The organism is Amycolatopsis sp. NPDC005961, assembly GCF_040629235.1.
GTDB classification, from domain to species: Bacteria; Actinomycetota; Actinomycetes; order Mycobacteriales; family Pseudonocardiaceae; genus Amycolatopsis; species Amycolatopsis camponoti.
This window is the reverse complement of the sequence record NZ_JBEXVF010000009.1, coordinates 144,096-167,883: the sequence shown is the minus strand read 5'-3', so window position 1 is coordinate 167,883 and position 23,788 is coordinate 144,096. Positions and strand designations below refer to the sequence as shown.

Annotated in this window: 21 protein-coding genes; 17 read left to right on the top strand and 4 right to left on the bottom strand. The window is 72.5% G+C overall.

Annotation, left to right across the window (positions count from 1 at the left end; all coding sequences use genetic code 11):
- Position 1 precedes the first annotated feature (1 nt).
- From ABZ342_RS11235 to ABZ342_RS11215, 5 genes are all read left to right on the top strand, one after another.
- The gene (locus tag ABZ342_RS11235) at positions 2 to 1,117 is read left to right on the top strand and encodes a GntG family PLP-dependent aldolase (RefSeq protein ID WP_230862914.1); all 1,116 of its coding nucleotides are present in this window, start codon (positions 2 to 4) and stop codon (positions 1,115 to 1,117) included.
- A gap of 96 nt (positions 1,118 to 1,213) precedes the next feature.
- Positions 1,214 to 1,792, top strand: a complete 579-nt coding sequence (locus ABZ342_RS11230; RefSeq protein ID WP_360471441.1) for a hypothetical protein — start codon at positions 1,214 to 1,216, stop codon at positions 1,790 to 1,792.
- Positions 1,793 to 1,845: 53 nt separating this feature from the next.
- On the top strand, positions 1,846 to 2,901 hold the full coding sequence (locus ABZ342_RS11225) for an ADP-ribosylglycohydrolase family protein (RefSeq protein ID WP_360471438.1): 1,056 nt from the start codon (positions 1,846 to 1,848) through the stop codon (positions 2,899 to 2,901).
- Positions 2,849 to 4,321 carry a cytosine permease gene (locus ABZ342_RS11220; protein WP_360471435.1) on the top strand — a complete coding sequence of 491 codons (1,473 nt, stop codon included), beginning with the start codon at positions 2,849 to 2,851 and terminating at the stop codon, positions 4,319 to 4,321. Before ABZ342_RS11225 ends, ABZ342_RS11220 begins: the two co-directional genes overlap by 53 nt.
- Positions 4,318 to 5,223, top strand: coding sequence for a PfkB family carbohydrate kinase (locus ABZ342_RS11215; RefSeq protein ID WP_360471432.1), 906 nt, complete (start codon positions 4,318 to 4,320; stop codon positions 5,221 to 5,223). The genes ABZ342_RS11220 and ABZ342_RS11215 overlap by 4 nt, the downstream gene beginning before the upstream one ends.
- Here ABZ342_RS11215 and ABZ342_RS11210 read toward each other — a convergent pair.
- Positions 5,185 to 5,940 carry an alpha/beta hydrolase gene (locus ABZ342_RS11210; RefSeq protein WP_360471429.1) on the bottom strand — a complete coding sequence of 252 codons (756 nt, stop codon included), beginning with the start codon at positions 5,938 to 5,940 and terminating at the stop codon, positions 5,185 to 5,187. The two genes, ABZ342_RS11215 and ABZ342_RS11210, sit on opposite strands and share 39 nt — an antisense overlap.
- Positions 5,941 to 5,999: 59 nt before the next feature.
- Entirely contained in the window at positions 6,000 to 6,905 is a 906-nt protein-coding gene (locus ABZ342_RS11205; RefSeq protein WP_360471427.1) for a LysR family transcriptional regulator, read from the bottom strand.
- A gap of 89 nt (positions 6,906 to 6,994) precedes the next feature.
- Here ABZ342_RS11205 and ABZ342_RS11200 point away from each other — a divergent pair, with 89 nt between their 5' ends.
- Genes ABZ342_RS11200 through ABZ342_RS11190 form a run of 3 tightly spaced genes read left to right on the top strand, consistent with a single transcriptional unit; the run spans position 6,995 to position 11,669 of the window.
- Positions 6,995 to 8,083 carry a tartrate dehydrogenase gene (locus ABZ342_RS11200; RefSeq protein ID WP_360471424.1) on the top strand — a complete coding sequence of 363 codons (1,089 nt, stop codon included), beginning with the start codon at positions 6,995 to 6,997 and terminating at the stop codon, positions 8,081 to 8,083.
- Positions 8,080 to 9,642 carry a hydantoinase B/oxoprolinase family protein gene (locus ABZ342_RS11195; RefSeq protein WP_360471421.1) on the top strand — a complete coding sequence of 521 codons (1,563 nt, stop codon included), beginning with the start codon at positions 8,080 to 8,082 and terminating at the stop codon, positions 9,640 to 9,642. The genes ABZ342_RS11200 and ABZ342_RS11195 overlap by 4 nt, the downstream gene beginning before the upstream one ends.
- Positions 9,639 to 11,669 carry a hydantoinase/oxoprolinase family protein gene (locus tag ABZ342_RS11190; protein WP_360471419.1) on the top strand — a complete coding sequence of 677 codons (2,031 nt, stop codon included), beginning with the start codon at positions 9,639 to 9,641 and terminating at the stop codon, positions 11,667 to 11,669. The genes ABZ342_RS11195 and ABZ342_RS11190 overlap by 4 nt, the downstream gene beginning before the upstream one ends.
- Position 11,670: 1 nt before the next feature.
- On the opposite strand, the gene ABZ342_RS11185 is transcribed toward ABZ342_RS11190, so the two are convergent.
- Positions 11,671 to 12,372, bottom strand: a complete 702-nt coding sequence (locus ABZ342_RS11185) for a GntR family transcriptional regulator (protein WP_155547057.1) — start codon at positions 12,370 to 12,372, stop codon at positions 11,671 to 11,673.
- Positions 12,373 to 12,473: 101 nt separating this feature from the next.
- Here ABZ342_RS11185 and ABZ342_RS11180 point away from each other — a divergent pair, with 101 nt between their 5' ends.
- From ABZ342_RS11180 to ABZ342_RS11165, 4 genes are read left to right on the top strand one after another with little or no spacing between them, the layout of a single operon-like run.
- Positions 12,474 to 13,742: an MFS transporter gene (locus ABZ342_RS11180; RefSeq protein ID WP_360471415.1), complete on the top strand. Its 1,269-nt coding sequence runs from the start codon at positions 12,474 to 12,476 to the stop codon at positions 13,740 to 13,742.
- Positions 13,739 to 14,677, top strand: a complete 939-nt coding sequence (locus ABZ342_RS11175) for a phosphoglycerate dehydrogenase (RefSeq protein WP_360471412.1) — start codon at positions 13,739 to 13,741, stop codon at positions 14,675 to 14,677. The genes ABZ342_RS11180 and ABZ342_RS11175 overlap by 4 nt, the downstream gene beginning before the upstream one ends.
- Positions 14,678 to 14,682: 5 nt before the next feature.
- Entirely contained in the window at positions 14,683 to 16,047 is a 1,365-nt protein-coding gene (locus ABZ342_RS11170) for an acyclic terpene utilization AtuA family protein (RefSeq protein ID WP_360471410.1), read from the top strand.
- A complete protein-coding gene (locus tag ABZ342_RS11165; RefSeq protein ID WP_360471408.1) occupies positions 16,040 to 16,366 on the top strand; it encodes a DUF4387 domain-containing protein in 327 nt (108 codons plus the stop codon). Before ABZ342_RS11170 ends, ABZ342_RS11165 begins: the two co-directional genes overlap by 8 nt.
- Positions 16,367 to 16,591: 225 nt before the next feature.
- Here the strand turns inward: ABZ342_RS11165 and ABZ342_RS11160 are convergent, their stop codons facing one another.
- A complete protein-coding gene (locus ABZ342_RS11160) occupies positions 16,592 to 17,209 on the bottom strand; it encodes a TetR/AcrR family transcriptional regulator (protein ID WP_360471405.1) in 618 nt (205 codons plus the stop codon).
- Between the two features lie 116 nt (positions 17,210 to 17,325).
- Here ABZ342_RS11160 and ABZ342_RS11155 point away from each other — a divergent pair, with 116 nt between their 5' ends.
- The 5 genes from ABZ342_RS11155 to ABZ342_RS11135 all read left to right on the top strand — a co-directional run bounded on the left by ABZ342_RS11155 (position 17,326) and on the right by ABZ342_RS11135 (position 23,781).
- Positions 17,326 to 18,879: a long-chain fatty acid--CoA ligase gene (locus tag ABZ342_RS11155; protein WP_360471402.1), complete on the top strand. Its 1,554-nt coding sequence runs from the start codon at positions 17,326 to 17,328 to the stop codon at positions 18,877 to 18,879.
- Complete coding sequence (locus ABZ342_RS11150; RefSeq protein ID WP_155547064.1) at positions 18,876 to 19,868, top strand: LLM class flavin-dependent oxidoreductase; 993 nt, start codon at positions 18,876 to 18,878, stop codon at positions 19,866 to 19,868. The genes ABZ342_RS11155 and ABZ342_RS11150 overlap by 4 nt, the downstream gene beginning before the upstream one ends.
- An 11-nt stretch (positions 19,869 to 19,879) precedes the next feature.
- Complete coding sequence (locus ABZ342_RS11145) at positions 19,880 to 20,635, top strand: SDR family oxidoreductase (RefSeq protein ID WP_360471399.1); 756 nt, start codon at positions 19,880 to 19,882, stop codon at positions 20,633 to 20,635.
- 400 nt (positions 20,636 to 21,035) lie between these two features.
- Positions 21,036 to 22,211, top strand: a complete 1,176-nt coding sequence (locus ABZ342_RS11140; RefSeq protein ID WP_360471397.1) for a hypothetical protein — start codon at positions 21,036 to 21,038, stop codon at positions 22,209 to 22,211.
- Positions 22,212 to 22,260: 49 nt separating this feature from the next.
- Entirely contained in the window at positions 22,261 to 23,781 is a 1,521-nt protein-coding gene (locus ABZ342_RS11135) for a right-handed parallel beta-helix repeat-containing protein (protein WP_360471395.1), read from the top strand.
- Positions 23,782 to 23,788: the final 7 nt, after the last annotated feature.

The following is a 23,788-nucleotide window of genomic DNA, read 5'->3' as shown; positions in this document are numbered from 1 at the left end:
TGTGACCACTTTCGCCGACGACCTCGCGACCCTGCGCCCGGAGACCGCGCCCGCACAGGGCACGCACGTCGAACTCCGCAGCGACACGTTCACCCTGCCCACGCCCACGATGCTGGAGGCCGCCGCGCGCGCTCCGCTCGGCGACGACGTCTACGGCGAGGACCCGACCGTGGACCGGCTGGAGCAGCTCGCCGCCGAGCTGCTCGGCAAGCAGGCCGGCTGCCTGATGCCGAGCGGCACCATGGCGAACCTGACCGCGCTGCTGGCGCACTGCCCGCGCGGCGGCAAGGCGATCGTCGGGCACGAGTCCGACGTGTACGTCTACGAAGCGGGCGGCGCGTCGCTGTGCGGCGGCATCGTCTACGACCCGCTGCCGAACCTGCCCGACGGCACGATCGACCCGGCGGCCATCGCCGAGGCGTGCGCGGTCGACCGCAGCGACCCGCAGATCGCGCCGCCGGCGGTGCTCAGCCTGGAGACGCCGCAGAACCGCTGCGGCGGGCTGCCCCTGCAGCTGGACTACCTCAGCGAGGTGTCCCGGCTGATCCGCTCGCACGGCGTCGCCCTGCACCTCGACGGCGCCCGGCTGTTCAACGCGGCCGTCGCGCTCGGCGTCAGCGCGGCCGAGGTGGCCAAGCACGCGGACACGGTGCAGATCTGCCTGTCGAAGGGCTTGTGCGCGCCGATCGGCTCGGTGCTGGTCGGCGACCGCGTGACGATCGCGGCGGCGCGCCGGATGCGCAAGATGCTCGGCGGCGGCATGCGCCAGGCCGGGATGATCGCGGCGTGCGGCATCGTGGCGCTGACGGACATGACCGAGCGCCTGGCCGACGACCACGCCCGCGCGGCGCGCTTGGCCCGCGGCTTGTCGCGCATCCCGGGCGTCCGGCTGGACCCGGGCCCGCCGCTGACCAACATGGTGTTCTTCAAGGTCCGCGACGACCGCTACACGACCCGGACGCTGATCGAGGCCGCCCGCCGCCGCGGGATCCGGGTGGAGGAGCTGGGCACCGACCGCATCCGCGCGGTGACCCACGCGGGCGTCGACGACGACGCCGTGGACCGCGCGGTCTCGGTGTTCGGCGACCTCCTGGGCCACGACGCCCTGGTGCGGTGAACCCACGGGGCCGGGGCGGCCGCCGTCCCGGCCCGTAAGGGTTTCCTAATGCCGGATGCGGCGGTCCGGTGGTCGGCCGGGGCTAGGGTCGCGCGGGTGTCCAGATCACTGCGTGGCTTCCTCGTCGCCGTTCCGGGACTGCTGCTGGCCGGGTTCGGCGTGGCGCACCCCGCGCAGCTCGACGCGGCGACGGCGCCTTGGTGGACGACGCTGCACATCATCCTGCTGCCGGTCTTCCCGCTGCTGGCCGTGGCGCAGTGGTTCCTGCTGAGGGAGGCACCGCCGTGGCTGCGGTGGCCCGGGTGGGTGGCGGCGTTCGGGTACGCGGCCTTCTACGGCGGACTCGACGCGGTGGCGGGGATCGCCGGCGGCACGGTGGTCCACGCCCAGCACGGCGCCACCCCGGTCGTCGGCGCGGTGTTCACGGCCGGCGACCTGGTCGGCCACATCGGCGCGGCCTGCTTCCTCGTGGCGAGCGCGGTGATCGTCGTGGCGGCGACCTTGCGCGCGGGGTGGTGGGCGGTGCCGGGCGGGGTGATCCTCCTGCCGGCCAGTGTGTCCTTTCTGGACAGTCACATCTTCTGGCCGCGGGGTGTGCTCACGATGCTCGCCGTCGCGGCCGGGATGTCCTGGCTGTTCTTCGCCGGGGAGCGGAGTGCGGAGCCGCGGGCCTGACCGCCGACCATGGGGCTTGACACGCCCTCCACCGCAGCTGTACATGTTTGTACATGTTCACTCGACCGGCTCCGATGCGGGAGCGAGCGCTCGGGGCCTTCTACGGCCTCGCGATCGGCGACGCGCTCGGCATGCCGACGCAGTCGATGTCGCGCGCCGCCATCGAGCGGGCGTACGGGCCGATCCGCGGGTTCGTCGACGCCGTCGCCGAGCAGCCGATCGCCCCCGGGATGCCGGCCGGGTCGATCACCGACGACACCGAACAGGCCGTGCTCGTGGCCCGGCTCGCCATCGACGGCGGTGGCCGGATCGATGCCCACGACTTCGCCGCCGCCCTGCGCGAGTGGGAGGCGGACATGATCCGCCGCGGCTCGCTCGACCTGCTCGGCCCCTCGACCCGGCGCGCCCTCGACCGGCTCGACGCGGGCGCCGCCGCCGAGGAGGCCGGCCGGGACGGGGCCACCAACGGCGCCGCCATGCGGATCACCCCGGTCGGCATCGCGACGCCGCTGGGCGAGGGGTTCCTCGACGCCGTCGTCGCGGCGAGCCGGGTCACCCACAACACCGGGCTGGGGATCGCCGCGGCCGCCGCGGTGGCCGCCGCCGTCTCGTCCGGCGTCGCCGGGGCCGACCTCGAGACCTCCCTCGACGAGGCCGAACAGGCCGCCGCCGAGGGCGCGCGGCGAGGGCACTGGATCGCCGGCGGGGACATCGCGGCGCGCATCGCCTGGGCGCGCGGCTGGGTCCGCGGCCTGGGCCGCGCGGGTCTGGCCGACGCGCTCACCGACGTCATCGGGACGTCGGTCGCCGCGCAGGAATCCGTGGTCGCGGCCTTCGCACTCGCCGAAAACCTCGGTGAAGACCCGGCCGCGGCCCTGACCCTCGCCGCCGAGATCGGCGGCGACACCGACACCGTGGCGGCCGTGTGCGGAGCGATCCTCGGCGCACACCACGGGATTTCCGGACTGCCCGCCCACCTGGTCGATAAGGTGCGCGCGGTCAACCGGCTCGACTTGGCCGTCGTCGTGGACGGCCTCCTGCAGGTGCGAGGTAACGATGGTCGAATCAGCTCAGGTTCCCGGCACGAGTGCCGCGGACACGCCGGCTAGCTCCGGGAAAGCGGGCGCGCTGGAGACCCGCGGCATCGAGCCCGTGCCCGCCGGCGAACGCCACGGGCACCCGATGCAGCTGTTCTGGGTGTGGTTCGCCGCGAACATCAGCATCCTCGGGCTGCCGCTCGGCGCGACGCTGGTCGCGGTGCAGCACCTGGCGTTCTGGCAGGCGGCCCTCGTCGCGGTGCTCGGCGCCGCCGGGTCGTTCGCGGTCGTCGGCGTCGTCTCCATCGCCGGCCGCCGCGGCGGCGCGCCCGGGCTCACGTTGTCGCGCGCGGTCTTCGGCGTCCGGGGCAACATCGGGCCGACCATCGTGTCGCTGGTGTCCCGGCTCGGCTGGGAGACGGTGAATACGACGACCGCCGCGTTCGCGTTCCTTTCCCTGTGCGCGATCCTGTTCGGCGCGAACGCGGACGCGAAGGCCTCACCGGTGCTGACGATCGTGGGCGTGGCGGTGTTCGTCCTGCTCACCGTGACCGTCTCCGGGCTCGGCCACGCGGTGCTGGTCGCGGTGCAGCGCTGGTCGACGTGGATCTTCGGTGCGCTCAACGTGGTCGTCGCGGTCAGCCTGGTCACCCGCATCCACTGGGGCCAGGTCTTCGCCGCCTCGCCCGCGCCGGTCGGCGCGATGATCGCCGGCGTCGGCACCATCGCCGCCGGGACCGGGATCGGCTGGGCGAACGCGTCCGCCGACATGTCGCGCTACCAGTCGCCGTCCGTCCGGGCCGGTTCGCTCGTCGCCTCGGCCGCGGCGGGCGCGGGAATCCCGTTGGTGCTGCTCATCTCGCTGGGCAGCCTGGTTTCGGCCGACGACCCGTCGCTGGCGTCCGCGGGCGACCCGGTCGCGGCCATCCGCGAGCTGCTGCCCGGCTGGATGGCGGTGCCGTACCTGATCGCCGCGTTCGGCGGGCTGCTGCTCTCGAACCACCTGTCCGTGTACTCCGCCGGCCTCACCACGCTGACCCTGGGCATCCGGCTCGAGCGGGTGTACGCCGTGGTCGTCGACATCGTCGTGACGTTCCTCGGCTCGCTGTACTTCATGCTCGTCGCCGACGGCTTCTACGGCCCGTTCATCGCGTTCATCAGCCTGCTGGCGGTGCCGATCACGGCGTGGGTCGGGGTGTTCGTCGTCGACATGGTGCGCCGGCGCGACTACGACCCGGTGGCCCTGATGGACGTGCACCGCACGAGCGCGTACTGGTACCGCGCGGGGTGCGAGCCGCGTGCGCTGCTGTCCTGGGCCGCGGCCATCGTCGCGGGCTACCTGTTCACCACGGCCGGCACCGGCGACGACGCCTGGTTCACCGGGCCCCTGGCCGGCACGTGGCTCGGCGCCAACGGGCTGGGCTGGGTCGTCACCTTCGCCGTGGGCGCCGGGTTGTACGCCGCGCTCGGCGGTGCGAGGATCCGCCGATGACCGGCCGTCTCGTCCACACCGGACAGGCCATCGTCGACCTCGTGATGCGGGTCGAGGCGCTGCCGCCGCCGGGTGGCGACGTGCTCGCCTCCGACGTCCGCTTCACCGCGGGCGGCGGGTTCAACGTGATGGCCGCGGCGGCCCGCGCCGGCGCGGCGGTCGTCTACGCGGGGGAGCACGGCACCGGACGCTTCGGCGACCTGGTCCGGGAAGCCCTGACGGCCGAGGGGGTCGAGCTGGTCCAGCTCCCGGCCGCGCCGGACACCGGGGTGTGCGTCGTCCTGGTCGACGCGGCGGGGGAGCGGACGTTCATCACCGAGACCGGCGCCGAGGGCACCCTCACCGCCGAGCACCTGCGCCGCGTGCGGCCGCGGACCGGAGACCTGGTGTACGTCACCGGGTACAGCCTCTTGCGCGAGTCCAACCGCGACGCGCTGCTGGAGTGGCTGCCCTCGGTGGGGGACCACCGGGTGCTGCTGGACCCCGGGCCCCTCGCCGCCGACGTGGCCCCGGACGTCTGGCGGGCGGTGCTGCCGCACGTGGACATCCTCTCGTGCAATGCCGCCGAAGCCGCGATGATGTCCACTGTGGACGAAGTGGGAGACGTGCCGGTGCGGGTCACGCGCGTCGGCGCCGAGGGGTGCGACGTCGTCGAGAACGGGGTGACCGTGCGCGTCCCCGGGTTCCCGGTCGACCCGGTGGACACCAACGGTGCCGGGGACGCCCACGCCGGCGTGCTGGCGGCGGAGCTGCTGCGCGGAGAGTCGCTCCTCGTCGCGGCCGAACGCGCGAACGCCGCGGCCGCGATCGCGGTCCGGCGGTATGGCCCGGCTACGAGCCCCTCCCGCGCGGAGGTCGATGAGCTACTGGTTCGCCAGCAGGAACTCGGTCACCGCGGGTAGGACCGCCTCACCGACGTGCCCCACCCCCTCGACGACGTCGAAGCGCACGTCCGACCCGGAGTCCCTGAGCGCCGCGGCCAACGTCCGGGCCCGCGACAGCCGATTGGCCCCACCTTCGCTAACCATCCACGCGATCGCCGCGGGGTCCGCGTCGAGCGAGCCGATCACGATCTGGACCGGGACCCGCGTGAACGACGCTTCGCCGCCGGGCAGGGCGATCCGGCCCGGCGCGCCGATCGACACCGCCGACAGGCGCTCGGGGTGGCGGTACAGGAACCGGTGGGCGAACTGGCCGCCGCCGGAGAAGCCGTGCAGGAAGAACGCCGACGCGGCCACGTTCCAGCGGTGCGCGACCTCGTCGACCATGTCCAGCAGCACCTGGTCGAAGCGGATCCCCGCGTGCTCGAGAACCTTGTAGCCGTCGACGTCGTCGGGTGCGCTGATGCCCGCCGGGAACAGCGGCGTCATGACCACCGCGCGCTCGGCCCGGGCGAGCGCGGCCAGCCCGTCGAGGTAGACCTTCGTGCGCCGGCGCGTGCCGTGGACGAACACCCACAGCTTCGGCCGCTCGTCGTCGCGGATGTCCTCCGGGACGAACAGCGTGTAGGAGAACCGCGGGTCGGCCTGCGCGGCGAAGGCCGGCGTGTACCCGGTCAGGAGCCGGCGGCCGGCGTGGTCCGGGGGCAGCTCGGCGAGCCGGACAGCGAGAGGCGTCACGCTCGCAACCTAGGAGCGGCGCGGCACCCGGGCAACGCCACCGGCGGAAAGGCAGCCTTTCACGCCGGGAAAGCCAGCCGCTCCGGCAGGCGGGCGGCCAGGTGGCCGATCAGGTCGCTCGTGCGCCGCGGCACGTGGACGTCGTCGGCCAGCAGGGCGTAGATGTCGGCGGGCGGCGTCGGCACGCCGGGCAGCACCCGCACCAGCGCGCCGCTGTCCAGGTGGGACCGGATCTGCCACTCCGAGCGCATGACGATCCCGCGGCCCCGCAGCGCCCAGTCGGTCACGATGTCGCCGTCGTTGCTCGACAGGCTGCCGCGCACCCGCACCTGGCGCGGCTGGGCGGCGCCGCCGAAGCGCCACACGGCGAAGTCGCCCTCGTTCTCGCGCAGCACGATGCAGTCGTGGGCGGCCAGGTCCTCGATCCGCTCGGGGACGCCGCGGCGGTCCAGGTAGGACGGTGCCGCGCACGGCACCCGGCGGTTGCGGGCCAGCCGGCGCATCCGCAGCGTGGAGTCCGGCGGCGCGCCGACGTGCACGGCCAGGTCGAACTCGCGCCGGTGCGGCCGCAGGGGCAGCGCCGAGGTGTGGAGCCGGATCCGCACGCGGGGGTGCAGCGCGGTGAACTCGCCGACGAGCGGCGCGACGTGCGCGCGGCCGAGCCCGAGGGTCGCCTGGACGACGATCGAGCCCCGCAGGTCGCCGGCGGGGTGGCTGACCAGGTCGTCGAGCTCGCGCACCTGGTCGAGGATCGCCTCGACGCGCGAGGCGTACAGCTGCCCCTCGGAGGTCAGCGTGAGCCGGCGCGCGCCGCGGTGCACGAGCCGCACGTCGAGCCGGCGTTCCAGCGCCTTCAGGCGCTTGCTCACCACCGGCAGCGACACGTCCAGCTCGCGCGCGGCGGCCGTGAGCGTCTCGCTGACGGCGACCACGTGGAAGAAGCCGAGGTCGTCGAGTCTTTCCATGAGAGAAAGGATAGGTTGCCGCCGGCGTTCTTGCCGGGGCGCCGCGCGGCCGCCCACAGTGGAGGGACCCCCACGGCGAGGAGCGTCTCGTGAACCACCGCATCGCGGTCATCCCCGGCGACGGCATCGGGCGCGAGGTCGTCCCGGAAGGCCTGCGCTGCCTGCGCGCCGCCGCCGACGTCCACGGCTTCGAGCTGGAGACCACCGAATTCGGCTTCGCTTCCGCCGAGTACTGGCTGGAGCACGGCGAAATGCTGCCGCCGGACTGGCAGGACGTGCTCGCCGGCTTCGACGCGCTCTTCTTCGGCGCGGTCGGGTGGCCTGAGGTCGTCCCCGACCACGTGTCGCTGTGGGGCAGCTTGCTGAAGTTCCGCCGCGGGTTCGACCAGTACGTCAACCTGCGGCCGGTCCGGCTGCTGCGCGGGGTGCGCGGCCCGCTGCGCGGCCACGGGCCGGGCGACATCGACTTCCTCGTCGTCCGGGAGAACACCGAAGGCGAGTACTCCAGCATCGGTGGCCGCATCTTCGAGGGCACCGACCGGGAGACCGTGCTGCAGGAGACGGTGATGACCCGCGTCGGCCTCGACCGCGTGCTGCGCTACGCCTTCGACCTCGCCGCCACCCGGCCGCGCAAGCACCTGACGTGGGCGACCAAGAGCAACGGGATCTCCATCTCGATGCCCTACTGGGACGAGCGCGCGGCCGCGATGGCCGCCCACTACCCGGACGTCACCGCGGACAAGGACCACATCGACATCCTCGCGGCCAAGTTCGTGCTCAGCCCGCGGAACTACGACGTCGTCGTGGCCAGCAACCTCTTCGGCGACATCCTGTCCGACCTCGGGCCCGCGTGCACCGGCACGATCGGGATCGCCCCGAGCGCCAACATCAACCCGGACCGCACCTGGCCCAGCCTGTTCGAGCCGGTCCACGGGTCGGCCCCCGACATCGCCGGGCAGGGCATCGCCAACCCGATCGGCCAGATCTGGAGCGGCGCCATGATGCTCGACCACCTCGGCGAACCGGAAGCCGCCGCGCGGGTCGTCGCCGCGATCGAAAGCGTGCTCGACGAGCAGCCGGACGTGCTCACCCCCGACCTCGGCGGCCCGGGGACGACCGAAGGGCTCGGCACGGCGATCGCCGAGCGCATCGCCGTCGGGCAGCGGGTCACGGCATGAGCGGCTTCGACCCGATCGGCCTGGAGGTCCGCTGGGACCGGCTCGCCGCCGCGACCGACGAAGCCGCGTCGACCATGCTGCGCACCGCGTTCTCGACGATCATCCGCGAGTCCAACGACTACACCGTGGTCCTGATGGACCGCCGCGGCCGCACGATGGCCGAGTCGCGGGCCGGCATCCCGGGCTTCGCGGCTTTGATGAGCACGCTGACTTCCCTTGTCCTGGAACGGTTCCCGGCCGACGAGTGGCAGGACGGCGACGCCGTCATCACCAACGACCCGTGGATCGCGACCGGGCACCTGCCCGACATCGCCATGCTCGCGCCGATCTTCCACCGCGGCGTGCTCGCCGGCTTCACCGGCACCGCCGCGCATTCACCCGACATCGGCGGTACGCCGTCGCTCGGGGCCACGGACCTGATGTCCGAAGGCTTGCTCATCCCGCCGCTGCGGCTGTTCCGCGCCGGCCGGGTCGAGCAGGGCGTCAAGGACTTCCTGCTGGCCAACGTCCGCCTGCCCGCCGAGCTGTGGGGCGACCTCGAAGCGCAGGCCGCCGCGCACGCGGTCGGCCGGCGCCGCGCGCAGGAGTTCCTCGAGGACTTCGGCGAGCCCGACTTCGGGGAGTTCGCCGACCAGGTGCACGCCATGACCGAGGCCGCGATGCGCGCGGCGATCCGCGAGCTGCCCGACGGCGTCTACCGGGCGGGTGTCGACGCGGACGGCGTCGAAGGCCACCCGACGCACATCGAGTGCGCCGTGACGATCAGCGGGGACGCCGTCGGGATCGACTACACGGGGACTTCCCCGCAGGTCCCGTTCTCGACCAACTCCACGCTGAACTACACCCGCGCGTACTCGGTGTACCCGCTGAAGATCCTGCTCGACCCGGCCACGCGCACCAACTGGGGCTCCTACCGGGCGATCACCGTGACCGCGCCCGAGGGCACGATCGTCAACCCCGTGTTCCCCGCGCCGGTCGTCGCGCGGCACCTGACCGGGCACCTGCTCTCCTGCGCGATCTACCGCGCGCTCGCGCCGGTGCTGCCGGACCGCGTCATCGCCGACAGCGGGGGAGCGCCCGCGCTGCGCGTCCGGTTCGCCGGGGTCGACGACGCCGGCCGCCCGTTCGCGCAGATGCTCTTCGCCAACGCCGGGATGGGTGCGTCGCAGGACGCGGACGGCCTCTCGGCGACGGCGTTCCCGACCAACTCCGGCAGCGGGAGCGTCGAGGCGATGGAAGTCGCGTCGCCGCTGCGGTTCGTCCGCAAGGAGCTGCGGGCCGGGTCCGGCGGGCGGGGACGGCGGCGCGGCGGGCTCGGGCAGGACGTCGAGGTGCACAACCCGACGAGCCGCCCGGTGCAGCTGGTGCTGCTCGGCGACCGCGAACGGCACCCGGCCCTCGGCGTCGCGGGCGGGGAGGCCGGGGCGCCCGCCCAGGCCGTGCTGGACACCGGGGAGCGCGTGCCGCTGAAGTCGGTTTCGCAGCTCGCCCCGGGCGCTTCGGTCGTCATCTCGTTCGCCGGCGGCGGCGGGTTCGGCACCCCGGAGGCGGGCCGATGAGCCGCACCGTCCGGATCGGCGTGGACGTCGGCGGCACGTTCACCGACCTGCTGCTGCACGACCCCGCCCGCGGCCTGACCTGGCCGGGCAAGCTGCCCACCACCCCGCACGCGCCGCACGACGCGATCACCGCCGGCATCACCCGGCTCCTCGCGGAGACCGGCACGCCGCCGGACGCCGTCGCCGGGGTCGTCCACGGCACGACCCTGGTGACGAACACCCTGCTCGAACGCACCGGCGCGGTCGTCGGCCTGCTCACCACCGAGGGGTTCAGCGACACCCTGGAGCTGGCTCGCGAGACCCGGTTCGACACGACCGACCTGCACGCGCGCCCGGCGTCCCCGCTGGTTCCCCGGCACCGGTGCCGGGGCGTGCCGGGCCGCCTCGCCGCCGACGGCACCGAGCTGGCCCCCCTGGACGACGACGCCGTCTTGGTCGAGGTGCGGGACTTGCTGACCCACGGCGTCGAGGCGGTGGCCGTCGCGCTGCTGCACTCCTACCGCGACGACCGGCACGAACGGCGGGTCCGCGAGCTGCTCGCCCGCGCCCACCCGGACCTGCCGGTCACGCTCTCCAGCGGGGTGACCCCGGTGCTCGGCGAGTACGAGCGCGCGAGCACCGCGTGCCTCAACGCCTACGTCCAGCCGCTGGTGGCGCACTACCTCGACGCGCTGCGGGACGACCTGACCGCGCTGGGCATCGACGCGCCACTGCACGTCATGCTCTCCGGCGGTGGCGTCACGACCCTGGCCGACGCCAAGGAGTTCCCCGTCCGCCTGCTCGAATCCGGTCCCGCGGCGGGCGCGATCGCCGCCGCCGCGGTGGCCCGCCGGGCCGGCGAACCGGACGTCCTGTCGTTCGACATGGGCGGCACCACCGCCAAGATCGCGATCGTGAGCGGCGGCGCACCGCGGCGCAAGCACGACTTCGAGGCGGGCCGCGTCGACAAGTTCAAGCCGGGCTCGGGCCTGCCGGTGAAGCTGACCGTCGTGGACCTGATCGAGATCGGCTCGGGTGGCGGCTCGATCGCCGCCCCGGACGCGCTGGGCCTGCTCAAGGTCGGGCCGCGCAGCGCCGGGTCCGTGCCGGGACCGGTCGCCTACGGCCGCGGCGGCGAGCGGCCGACCGTCACCGACGCCGATCTCGTGCTCGGCTACCTCGACCCGGACGCCTTCCTCGGCGGCGAGATGCGGCTGCGCACCGCCGAAGTCCACAAGGCGGTGGCCCGGGAAGTGGGTGACCCGCTGGGCCTGGACGAGACCGGCGCGGCCGCGGGCATCGTCGAGGTCGCCACGGCGAGCATGGCCGCGGCCGCCCGGATGCACCTGGCCGAGCACGGCCGCGACCCCGCCGGGTTCGCGCTGGTGGCCTTCGGCGGCGCGGGACCCGTGCACGCCTACGGCCTGGCGAAGCAGCTGAAGATCGGCCGCGTGATCGTCCCGATGCGGGCCGGCGTGATGTCGGCGTACGGGTTCCTCGTCGCCGCGCCGACCGTCGACCAGTCGCGCAGCCTGCCGTCCCCACTGTCCGAAGTGGACTGGAACCGCGTGGAGGCCCTGTACGAGGAGATGGCCGAGCAGGCCGGCGCGGTACTCGGCACCGGGGTGCGCTCGCGGCGGTCGGCCGACCTGCGGTACCTGGGCCAGGGCTCCGGGATCGAGGTCGACCTGCCCGGCGACGGTCGTCTCCGTGACGCTTTCGAAGACGCTTACCGCGCGGCGTTCGGGCGGACGCTGGACGGACCCGTGGAGGTCGTCACCTGGCGCTTGTCGGCCCGGTTGCCCGGCCACGACATCGAGCTGGGGTGCGAGCCCGCCGACGGCGACCCACGGCGCGGGGAGCGTGACGTGCACTTCCCCGGCCACGGCCGGCTCCGCGCGACGGTCTGGGACCGCTACCGGCTGCGGCCGGGCGCGGAAATCGCCGGACCGGCCGTCTTCGAAGAGCGGGAGTCCTCCTGCTCCTTCGGGCCGGACTGCCGGATCCGCGTCGGCGACGACCTGACGCTCTTCGTCGACCTCGGCTGAGTCACCGGCCGGCGAGCAGGTCGCCGAGCCCGCCTCGAGCGTCTTCGAGCACCAGCGCCTCGGCCCGCGCCGAGTCGCCGGCCCGCAACGCGCGCACGAGCGCGCGGTGGGTCGTGTAGCGGTCCAGGCCGAACGTGTCGTCCACGCTGACGCGTTCGATCACGCGCGAGCGCCGTTCGGGGTAGGAGAACACCCGGGTCTGGTCGAGCAGGCGGACGAGCACCGGGTTGCCGGCGCACGACTCGACGAGACCGTTGAAGAGCTGCATGGCGTCGAAGAGCCGGCCGACGTGCTTGTCCACGTCCTGCCCGGACTCGTGGCGCTGCTTGATGAGGATGAGCAGGTCGTCGGCTTCGTCGAGGATCGCGTCGAGCCCGTCGAGCTGCTCGGGCGTCGCGTGCCGGGCGGCGAAGCGCGCCACCATGCCGCGCAGGCCCACCTCGACCTCGGCGAGGTCCTGGATGGCGACGCCGCCGAACATCGCCACCTTGACCGTGCGCGGGCCGGACCGTTCGAGGAGGCCGTCCTGCTCGAGGCGCCGGATGGCCTCGCGGACCGGCGTCGGGCTGACCGACAGCTGTTCGGCGAACCCCCGTTCGGTGACCTTCTGGCCCGGACGCAGCTCGCCGGTGGTGATCGCGTCGCGGATCGCGCGGTACACGCGGTCGGCCAGCGTGTCGGTCTGCAGTGCTTCGCCCCTCATGAGCCCAGCCTACTGGCCATCGCAAAACACGTTTGCAACTATTGACCATCTTGCTATAGCAAAAGTACGGTGGCGGGCATGCCCAAGGGAAGGTGCCGACGATGACGTTGACCACCCCGCGCGTCCGGGCGGGACGCATCACGTTCTTCGTGGCTCTGGCGGTCTTCGCGCAGGAGTCGACCTGGAACCTCTACGACTCGCAGGTCCCGCCGCTGCTGCGCGAGCACGTCGGCAGCGCCGCGCTCATCGGCGCGCTGATGGGCATGGACAACCTGCTCGGCATCTTCATCCAGCCGTGGATGGGCAACCGCTCGGACGGCACCCGGACCTCGTGGGGCCGGCGCATCCCGTACCTCGTCGTCGGGATGCCGGTGGCGGCCGTGCTGTTCGTGCTCATCCCGCACGCCGCGGCCTCGCTGCCGCTGCTGATCCTGGTGATGTTCGGCTACGCGCTGGTCGCGAACTCGTTCAAGCCGATCGCCGAGTCGCTGCTCCCGGACTACATCGGCCCCGAGCGGCGCAGCCGGGCGAACGCGGCGGTCAAGATCGCCTCCAGCATCACGGTGATCGTCGCCGCGCTGATCAGCATCTTCCTGATCGACGACTTCCCGAAGCTGTCCTTCGCCATCCCGGCGGTGCTGATGCTCGTGTCGGTGGGCGTGCTCGCCTGGCGGGTGCGCGACAGCAAGTCCCCGGCCTACCGAGCCGCGCTCGAAGAGGACCGCGCCGGGCACACCGAGAACGCGCCGCGCGTGCGGATGCGGGACGTCCTGCTCGACCTCGTCCGGGACACCGACCGCAGCCGGCTGCTGGTGATCCTGTCCGTGCTCGCCTTCGGCAGCGCGTGGTTCGCGTCGCGGTCGCTCATCACCAACTACGGCATGGAGACGCTGGGCATGTCCCGCGGCGACGCCGGCGGGCTGACCCTGCCCAGCGGGCTGGCGTTCATCGTCGCCGCCTACCCGGTGGCGCTGTGCGCCGAACGCTTCGGCCGGCTGCGCGTGATCCTGATCGGGATGACCGTGTTCGCCGCGGCGATGGTGCTCGGCACGCTCGTGCGGACGCCCACCGGCACGGTCACCGCGATGTGCCTGGCGGCCGCGGGAGCGTCGGCGTTCATGGTCAACATGGCGGTCGTCCTGTGGAACCTCGCGCCCTCGGCCCGGGTGCTCGGCACCTACACCGGCCTCTACACCGTCGGCTGGGCGGGCGGCGGGTTCCTCGGGCCGGCGCTGGTCGGCGGCATGGTCGACGTGACCGGGTGGCCGTTCCTGCTGCTCGACATCGCGGTCGTCACGGCGGTCGCGGTGCTCCTGGTGGCCCGGATCGCTTCGCTGCAACGACGTCGCACCGACGGACGCGCGCTGTGAGGCGCGTGCTGGTCACCGCGGACTACCTGCGTCCCGGCGACGAGGTGGACGAGTACCTGCGGGGGGCCGGGCTGGAAACCGCGTACTCGCCGATGATCGGCAAGCGCGATCCCTCGCAGCTCGTCGCGGCGCTCGACGGGATCGACGCGGCCTTGGTGGCCAACGAGCCGTTGACCGCCGAGGTGCTGGCTCGCGCTCCGAAGCTGCGCGTCATCGTGCGGACCGGCGTGGGGTACGACTCCATCGACGTCGAAGCCGCGGCCCGGCAGGGGATCAGCGTCAGCAACCTGCCCGGCGTCAACGCCAACGCCGTGGCCGAGTACACGTTCGGGCTGCTGCTCGCCGGAGCGCGGCGGCTCGTGCAGTCGGCTTCCGGGGTCGCGGCGGGGAAGTGGCCGCGCGAGGACGGCCACGAGCTGCGCGGGTCGACTCTGGGGCTCATCGGGTACGGCGCTTCGGCTCGGGCGGTCGTCCCGCTGGCTCGCGCGTTCGGCATGACGGTGGTCTGCACGTCCGGCCTGCGGGGGCCGGACGTCCGGTTCGTCGACCTGCCCGAGCTGCTGTCCACTTCGGACTACGTCTCGGTGCACACCTCGTTGACCGACCGGACGCGGGGCATGCTCGACGCGGGGGCGTTCAAGCGGATGAAGCCGACGGCGTTGCTCGTCAACACCGCGCGCGGCGCGATCGTCGACGAGGACGCGCTCGTCGCGGCCGTGCGCGCCGGCGAGATCGCCGGCGCGGCGCTCGACGTCGTGTGCGAAGAACCGTTGCCGGACACCAGCCCGTTGCGCGGGGTGGACGGGATCGTCGTCTGTTCGCACCTGGCCGGGCAGACGGCCGAAGCGCGCCGGGCCGCGGGCCTGCGCGGCGCGGAAGAACTGGTCGCGGCCCTCGACGGCCGGGCCCGGCACGTCGTGAACGGAGAGGGATGAGGGACATGGAGAAAGTGCGCGTGCTGGCGCCGAGCGGGATGCTCGGCGCGGGCTGGGACCACGCGACGGTCGAGCGGGGGATCGCCCTGGGCGCCGACGTCATCAGCATCGACGGCGGGTCGACCGACTCGGGCCCGTACTACCTCGGCGCGGCGAAGGCCAAGACGACCGCGAAGGCCGTCGCGCGCGACCTGCGCAGCCTGTTCACGGCCGCCGCGGGCGCCGGGATCCCGGTGATCGTGGGCTCGTGCGGGACGAGCGGGACCGACGCCGGCGTCGACTGGGTCGCCGGGATCGCCGCCGAGGTGCTCGCGGAGGAGGGCCTGGACCTGAGGGTCGCGAAGATCTACAGCGAGCAGGACGCGGCCGAGCTGAAGGACCACCTCGGCTCCGGCCGGGTCCACCCGTTGCCCCCACTGGGTGAGCTGGCCGCGGAGACGTTGGAGAGCTGCACGCACATCGTCGGCGCGATGGGGCACGAGCCGATCGTCGAGGCGTTGCGCGCGGGCGCCCAGGTCGTGCTGGCCGGGCGCGCGACCGACACGGCGGTGGCGGCCGCGTTCCCGCTCATGAAGGGCATGCCGGCCGGGCCGACGTGGCACGCCGCCAAGATCGTCGAGTGCGGCGGCCAGTGCACCGACAACCCGCGCGCGGGCGGCGTCCTGGCGACCATCGACGCGGACGGCTTCACGATCGAGCCGCTCGACCCGGGCGCGGCGTGCACGCCGATCCTGGTGGCGGCGCACATGTTGTACGAGACGGCGAACCCGCATCAGATGCGCGAACCCGACGGCACGCTCGACGTCCGCGAGGCGGTGTACACGGCGGTCGACGACCGGATCGTGCGGGTCACCGGGTCTCGCTTCCACATCGCGGACCAGCACACGATCAAGCTGGAGGGCGCGCGGATCACCGGGTACGAGACGATGTCGTTCTCGGCGATCCGCGACCCGCTGGTGCTCGCCGACATCGACGAGTGGGCGTCGCTGATGCGCGCGTTGATCACGCAGCGGGTGGGTCAGACGCTGGGTCTGGCGGACGACGAGTACGCGTTCGACCTGCGGCTGTACGGCCACAACGCGGTGCTCGGTGCGCTGGAACCGGAGAGCGGGCCGCCGCGCGAGGTGGGCGTGATGCTGCTGGTGAACGCGCCGGACCAGGCGACGGCGACGGCGGTGGCGAAGATCGCCAACCCGCTGATGCTCCACCTGCCGACACCGTCGATGGACTACTTGCCGAGCTTCGCGTTCCCGTCGTCCCCGGCGGAGGTCGAGCGCGGCGCGGCGTACGAGTTCGTACTGAACCACGTCGTCGACTGCGCGCCGCTGGACCTGTTCCGGATCGAGTTCGAGGGGAAGTCCCATGCCTGACACGACTTTGGCGGAGCTGGCCCACGAGGTGCGCTCCAAGAACGCGGGCCCGTTCTGGGTGACGCTGGAGCTGTTCATGAGGGACGCGGACGGCTACCGCGTGGCGGCGGACGAGACGTTCTTGAACGAGCGCGTGGTGGCTTCGCTGTACCGGGTGGACGAAGAGACGATCCAGATCTTCCGGATCCCGTCGTTGAACGTCGTGAAGATTTCGTTCCCGCGGCCGGTGAGCCAGGGGTCTTTGCTGGACAGGGACATGCACGCTGGACAGCACCACGTGCCGCTGGCGCGGATGGTGGTGCCGCGCGTCGTCGGGTGAGGTGCGTGGCCGCGCGATGATGGCCGGTCAGGTGGGGAGGGGGCGTCGGCGCTGCGGGGGAGTGCCCGCGGCGCGGATCCGGCCGACTAACGCGCACGGATTCGCGTGGGCGGCGCTGGCTCGCGCGGGCTTCGTTCCCGCGCCCGGTGAGCCAGTGGTCTTTGCTGGACCGGGATATGCACGCGGGGCAGCACCACGTGCCGCTGGCGCGGATGGTGGTCCCGCTCAGCTGAACAGGCGGGGGAACAGCCGGCGAACACCGCTCCGCAGGTCGTCGAGCGCGTCCTCGGCGCCGATGATGTGGCGCTGCAGGGCCTGCTGGAACAGGCCGTCGAACAGGGCGTACGCCTCCGGCGGTGTGCACGTCGGCTCGACCCCCGCCAAGTCCGCGTACGCCCGGACGTTGCGCCAGATCATCTCCTGCAGGCTCGCGTCGATCTCGGCGACGTCGTCGCGGAACGCTTCCTCGAACAGGGACTGCGAGCGCAGGTCGTACCAGAGCCGGTGCATGAGCGGCGCCTCTTCGAGCGCCGCCGCCAGCCCGTCCGCGCACGCCGCGGCCAGCTCGTCGGTGGTGGCCGCCCCGCCCACGCCGCCTTCGTAGCGCTTCACGCACGCGGCCTTGTACCGCCGCACGCAATACGTGATCAGCTCGACCTTGTCGGCGAAGTAGTAGTGCAGCAGCCCGTGCGAAAAGTCGGTGTGCTCCGCGATCGTGCGCAGGCTCGTGCGGGCGTAGCCGAGGTCGGCCAACGCCAGCAGGGCCGCGTCGGCGAGTTCGCGACGGCGGTCCTCGAACTTGTCGACTCGGGTGCGGCGCCGGACGGCGGCTGCGCTGGTCACCGGCCGAAGATACCACCGAGCGGTTCTCTGACCAATCGTCCAAGAAAATCTTGACATTCGTCCAAACGGCGGCCAAGGTCGTGTCCAGCGACCGACGCAGCTCGAGAGGGACGACGATGTCTCTGTACTTCTACCTGGAAAAAGGCGCCTCCCTGGACCCGGACGCGCCTTGCCTGACCCTCGACGGGAACTCCCTGTCCTACGGCCAAGTGGTCGAGTTCGCCGAGGCCGTCGCCCGCGCTCTGCGGCGCTCCGGCGTGCGGCCGGGGGACAAGGTCGGCATCCTCTCGGCCAACGACCCGACCGCGTTCAGCTGCGTCTTCGGCATCGCCCGCGCGGGTGCCGTCTGGTGCCCGATCAACCCGCGCAACGCCGCCGGCGAGAACGCCGAGCTCCTGGACCTGTTCGACTGCTCGACCTTGATCTTCCAGCCCGGCTTCGAGGACCTGGTCCGCCAGATCGCCCCGAAGCTGCCGAAGCTGACCACCCTCGTCCGCCTCGGCGAAGGCGACGACTTCGCGCCGGGCTTCCCGGACTGGCTCGACGCCGCCCGAGACGATCCGAGCGCCGAGGCGGACCAACCCGGTGACATCGCCGCGCTCGTCGGGACCGGCGGCACCACCGGACGGCCCAAGGGCGTCATGCTCACCGGCCGCAACCTTGAGGCGATGTCGGCGATCACGCTGATGAGCTACCCCTTCGACGGGCGCCCGGTGTACCTGGCCCTGGCCCCGCTCACCCACGCGGCCGGTGTCCTGTGCTTCCCCATCCTCGCCCGCGGCGGCGAAGTCGTGATCATGGCCAAGCCCGACGTCGGCCGGTTCCTGGAGCTGATCGAACGCCACCGCGTCACCCACACGTTCCTGCCGCCGACGCTGATCTACATGGTGCTCGGCCACGAAGCACTCGACCGCACTGACCTGTCGTCCCTCCAGTGCTTCTGGTACGGCGCGGCCCCGATGTCGACGGCGCGGCTGACCGAGGCCCTCGACCGCATCGGCCCGATGGCGCAGCTGTTCGGCCAGTCCGAGGCCCCGATGATGATCTCGACGATGTCGCCCGCGGACCACCGCCGACCCGACGGCACCGTCCACACGGGACGGCTGGCCTCCGCCGGCCGCCCCTCGCCGCTGGTCACGGTCGCGATCCTCGACGAGGACGGACGCCCTGTCCCGCAGGGGGACCGCGGGGAGATCTGCGTGCGCGGCTCGCTCGTGATGGCCGGCTACTACCGCAACCCCGAGGCCACGGCGGAGGCGTCCGCGCACGGCTGGCACCACACCGGCGACATCGGGTTCCTCGACGACGAGGGGTTCCTCCACATCGTCGACCGCGCCAAGGACATGGTCATCACCGGCGGCTTCAACGTCTACTCCGCCGAGGTCGAACAGGCCGTGATGGCCCACGACGCCGTCCGCGACTGCGCCGTGATCGGCCTGCCCGACGACAAGTGGGGTGAACGCGTCACCGCCGTCGTCCAGCTGCAGCCCGGCCGGGAGCTGGACACCGGCGAGCTGATCGCGTTCGTCAAGGACCGCATCGGCAGCGTCAAGGCGCCGAAGCAGATCGAGATCTGGCCGGAGCTGCCGCGCTCCACCGTCGGCAAGGTACTGAAAGCCGACATCCGCTCCACCTTCACCGAACGCAGCAAGGAGGCTGTCCGACCATGAAACTCGCGCTCTACCTGCCGAACTTCCGGGACAAGGTGACCGTCCGGGAGCTCGAAGACCTCACCGCGCTCGCCGAAGACCTCGACTTCGACTCCGTCTGGACGCTCGACCGGATCATCGTGCCGGAGGCGTCGGACCGAGGGGAGATGCAGTACCCCTTCGGAATGCTGGACGAAATGGGGAAGCAGCTCCCGGTGAGCTCGCGGGGCGAGTTCCTCCAGGGCATGCCGCTGCTCCCTTGGCTCGCCGCGAAAACCTCGAAGGTCCGGATCGGCATGAGCATCATCGACACGCCGTACCGTTCCCCCGGCGTGCTCGCCGCGGAGCTGGCCACCATCGACCACCTCTCGGGCGGCAGGCTCAACGTCGCCGTCGGTTCCGGCTGGATGCCCGAAGAGTTCGCCGCCGCCAGCGCCGCGCACATCTTCCCCAAGCGGCACAAGCACGTCCGCGAAACCCTGGAGATCATGCAGGGCATCTGGACCAACGAGGTCTTCGAGTACCACGGCGAGTTCGCCGACTTCGAGCCGGCCGGGTTCGGGGCCAAGCCGGTGCAGAAGCCGCACCCGCCGATCTTCTTCAGCGGTCTCAAGGACCCGAAGCGCTCCGCCGCGCGCATCGCGAAGTACGGGCTGTCGGGCTGGATCGGGATCCAGGACTCGCCCGAGGACATCCGGCGGTGGCGCACCGAGATCCAGCGCGAGCTCGACGAGCTCGACACCAAGCGGTCGGTCGACGACCTCGAGATCTCCAGCATGATCTGGTTCGTCATCACCGACCAGGACATGGACCAGACGCCCCGGGGCAAGGGCACGAACCTGCTCGTCGGGTCGGAAGCGCAGATCACCGACCAGCTCAAGCGGTACAAGGAAGCCGGGCTGACCATGCCGTTCCTGTGGCCGCCGTTCGCGGACGTCCCGGTCGCGAAGACGCTCGACGACCTGAAGCGTCTCAAAGAAGAGATCCTGCCCAAGATCGAAGCGATGTGAGAGGAACCAGCATGTCCGAACTCGAGGGAAAGCGCGTCTTCGTCACCGGGTCCGGCGCCGGCATCGGCAAGGCGATCGCGGCGCTGTTCACCGAACGCGGCGCCCGGGTCGTGGTCAGTGACATGAACGCCGACGCGGCCAAGCAGGCGGCCGAGGAGATCGGCGCCGCCGGCGTCGCCAACTGCGACGTCACCGACGAGGGCCAGGTCCAGTCGGCCATCCAGCAGGCGGTCGACCTCCTCGGCGGTCTCGACGTCCTGGTCAACAACGCCGGGATCGAGGTCTCCTCGCCGCTGCTGCAGCAGTCCACCGAGAGCTTCGACAAGATCTTCGCGGTGAACGTGCGCGGCACGTTCGTGACGATGAAGGCGGCGACCCCGCACCTGATGGAGTCCAAGGGCAACATCGTCAACATCGCTTCGATCGCCGGCGTCGGCGGCAGCCCGCTGCTCGGCTCCTACTGCGCGACGAAGGCGGCGGTCATCCAGCTGACCCGGGTCGCCGCGGTGGAGATGCGCCCGGCCGGCATCCGCGTCAACGCGGTCTGCCCGGGCTTCGCCGACACCGCCATGGTCGAGCGGCTCGTCCCCGACTTCGAGGCGGCCACCCAGGTCCCGTTCAAGGACCTCGTCGCGGCCAAGCAGGGCCGCCTCGGCACGCCGCAGGACATCGCGGAGGTGGCGGCGTTCCTCGCGTCCGACCGGGCGACGTGGATCACCGGCAGCCACTACGTCCTCGACGGCGGGCTGACCGCTTCGCTCGTCTGACGGCCCCCGGCCGGCGGGTCCGCGAGTGGCGGACCCGCCGGCCGTCTTGCTTTAGGAGATTGGCTTAACCCTCGGTACCTGCCGCGTCACGCTCGGGCGAGCCGCGATGCCGCGTCGTCCCGTTGTCGACGAACTGTCGACGAGGTGTGCGAGCGTCGCCGCATCGTCCGGGGAATTCGGGGTGGGGCCCGCTCCCGGGGCGGTCCGCGTGGCCGGTTGCCACGCGGCAGCCGACTTGGGGGATTGCCGTGGGGAGAACGGATGCCGCCGTCGTCGCGGAGCGCTGCTCGGCGGACGGTGAACCGGTCCTGGTGCCGGTGGACGATTGGCAGTGGTTCGACCGGGCGTCCCGGCCGAACCACGCGCGTCGACCACGTCGGAACCACGGACGGAGGTCGGCATGACCACCTTCGTCCAACCGGTCGACGTCGTCATCGACACCGGCGCACTCGTGCCGGTGGCCCGGCGCTCGCCCGGCGTCGTCGCGGTCGTCGGTGACGCCGACGGTGCCACCGCGCCCGTGTCGACGCCGCTGGTGATCACCGGCCACGCCGACGCGATCGCCCTGTTCGGCAAGGCCGGCGCCGCGACGCCGCTGAGCCGCAGCCTCGACCTGGTCCTCGCGCAGGACCCTCGGCCGAGCAAGATCTACGGCGTCCGCACGCCGGCGGCGGGGAACTACGCGGCCGCGCTCACCGGGCTGGAGGCCGCCGACGACGTCACGTTCGTCTGCCTGGCCGGGGAGACGAACGTCGGCTCGGCCACCGACGGTGCCACGCCCGCGACCGGGCTGCGCGCGCTGGCCGAGCACGTGGAAACCCTTTCGGCGGCGGGAAACCGGCGGCTGGCGGTCGCGATGATCGACCCCGCCACCGCGCCGTCCGCGACCTATGTGGACACCGTGCTGGCGGCCAACTCCTACGGCGCCCTGAGGAGCGCGACCGGCCGGATGGTCCTCGTCGCCGCGCGGGGCGCTACCACCGACGAGACGGCCGACCCGAACCCGGTCGCCGACGCGGCCGCCGCCGTGATGGGGGCGATCGCCGGCCTGGCCCCGGCCGCCGGCGTCGTGCTCGAACGGGTCCGCGGCCTCACGATGCCGATCACGCAGCAGTACGCGCCGTCGGAGGTCACCGGGCTGGCCGGCCAGGGCGTGATCCCGTTGGTCGACCCGGCGCTGGGGCCCGGCACCGGGCTGTTCCTGGGCGACGGCGGCACGTTCTCGTCCGACCCCGCCCGCACCTACGTCGACATCTGCCGGGTGCTCGACGACGTCGAGTTCCGGCTGCGGGCCGGGCTGGCCGGCGACGCGAGCATCACGAAGGCCGGCCTCACGTCGGTGCGGGTCCGGGTGGAGGGCATCCTCGGCCCGCTGCAGCTCGGCGAGGTGATCGACGACTTCTCCGTCACCATCCCGCTGCTGGCGATCCTCGCGCTGCCGGAAAGCGCCCGCACCGCCGCAGAAGAGGCCCAGGTGGTCACCGCCCGGCGGACCCGGCAGGTGTCCGTCCTCATCGGCATCACCTACGGGCCCGCGGTGCACCGGCTCAACGTGACTCTCGCCGCCCGGCGCTGAGCAGGAACGGCTACTGAATCTTGTTCCGGGGAAGCAAAGGGGAATGCGCATGATGCGAATCCGACGGCGGGCGCTGCTGGTGACCGCGGCGATCGCCACCTTGTCGATAGGGACCGCGGTGGTCGTGTCGGCGGCCGCGGTGCCCCGGGCCGGCTCGGGGGCGGGCGGGTGCTTCGACCCCGTCGCCTTCGGGGCGGTGCCGGACGACGGCCTGGACGACCGCGCGCCCGTCCAGGCCGCCCTCGACGCGGCGAGCGCCGCGGGCGGCGGCACGGTCTGCCTGGGCAGCGGGCGGTGGCGCGTGTCCCGCGCGCCGGCCGGGTCCTACGACCGGTTCGCCGCGCTGTCCACCCACGGCGCGCACGTGACGCTCACCGGCACCGGGCCGGGCTCGGTGCTCGAATTGGTCGGCGACCAGCAGGCCGCCGCCGTCGCGGTGGTCTCGCTCGACCCGGGAGCGAGCGACGTCACCGTGCAGCGGCTCCTGATCGACACGTCGGCGGCGAGCAACACCGACGAGCAGACGCACGCGATCGCGATCGGCTCCGGCGTGTGCACCACGGCGAACGGGACCTGCTCGATGCCGGTCTCCGACGTCACGGTCCGCGACGTCGTCTTCGCCCACCCGGCGACGCCCGGGTCGCGCAAGGGCGACTGCATCCGGGTGCTCGGCAACACCGCGGCCACCGCGGTCGAACGCGTGACGATCTCGGGTGGGTCATTCGTCAGCTGTGCCCGCTCGGGGATCGGGGTGCAGCGCAACGTGCTCTCGCTGGCAGTGCTGGGAAACCACTTCGGCGAGCAGATCGGCGATACCGCCTTCGACGGGGAAGCCACCGGCGGCGACTGGGACGACGGCCTGCGGCTCGAGGGGAACTCCTTCGCCGATTCGACGGTGAACTTCAGCGCGTCGCTGACCTCCTACCGGCACGCGACGATCACCGGGAACACCTTCGCCGGCAAGGGACTTTCCCTCTACCGGACCGAGGACGTCGTCGTCGCGGACAACACGTTCGACGTGACCGCGGTGAGCGGTGCCGGGGTCGTCGACTCCCAGAACGTGGCCACCGGCGACAAGATCGCCGGCAACATCATCCGGCGCCACGGCGCGTCCGGCCCCGGCATCCGGATCACCCCGCACAGCGGCGGGATCCCGGCCCAGGTGACGGTCACCGGCAACACGATCGTGCTCGACGGCGACGCGGACGGGATCTACGGCGACTCGGTGCACGAGATCGGGGTGCGCGACAACGACATCACGTTCACCGGAGCCGCGCCCGACGGTTCGGGAGTCACGCTCCAGGGCATCAGCGGGCCGATCGAAGACGCGATGATCACGGGCAACACGGTGGCGGGCGCGAGTCCCTACTTCGCCGCGATCCGTCTCGACTCCCGGCCGGAACCGTTCCGCGGCGTCACCGTCGCGCTGAACTCGGCCCGCGGCGCCGCCCGGTCGCTGCAGTGCTCGCAACGGGCGCCCGGCGGGTTCCCGCCGTCGATCGTCTCGACCGGCAACCGGTGGCCCGTCGCGCCGACCTGCCCGGTTGCCACGCTCCAGCCGGGGCAATGACCGGCAC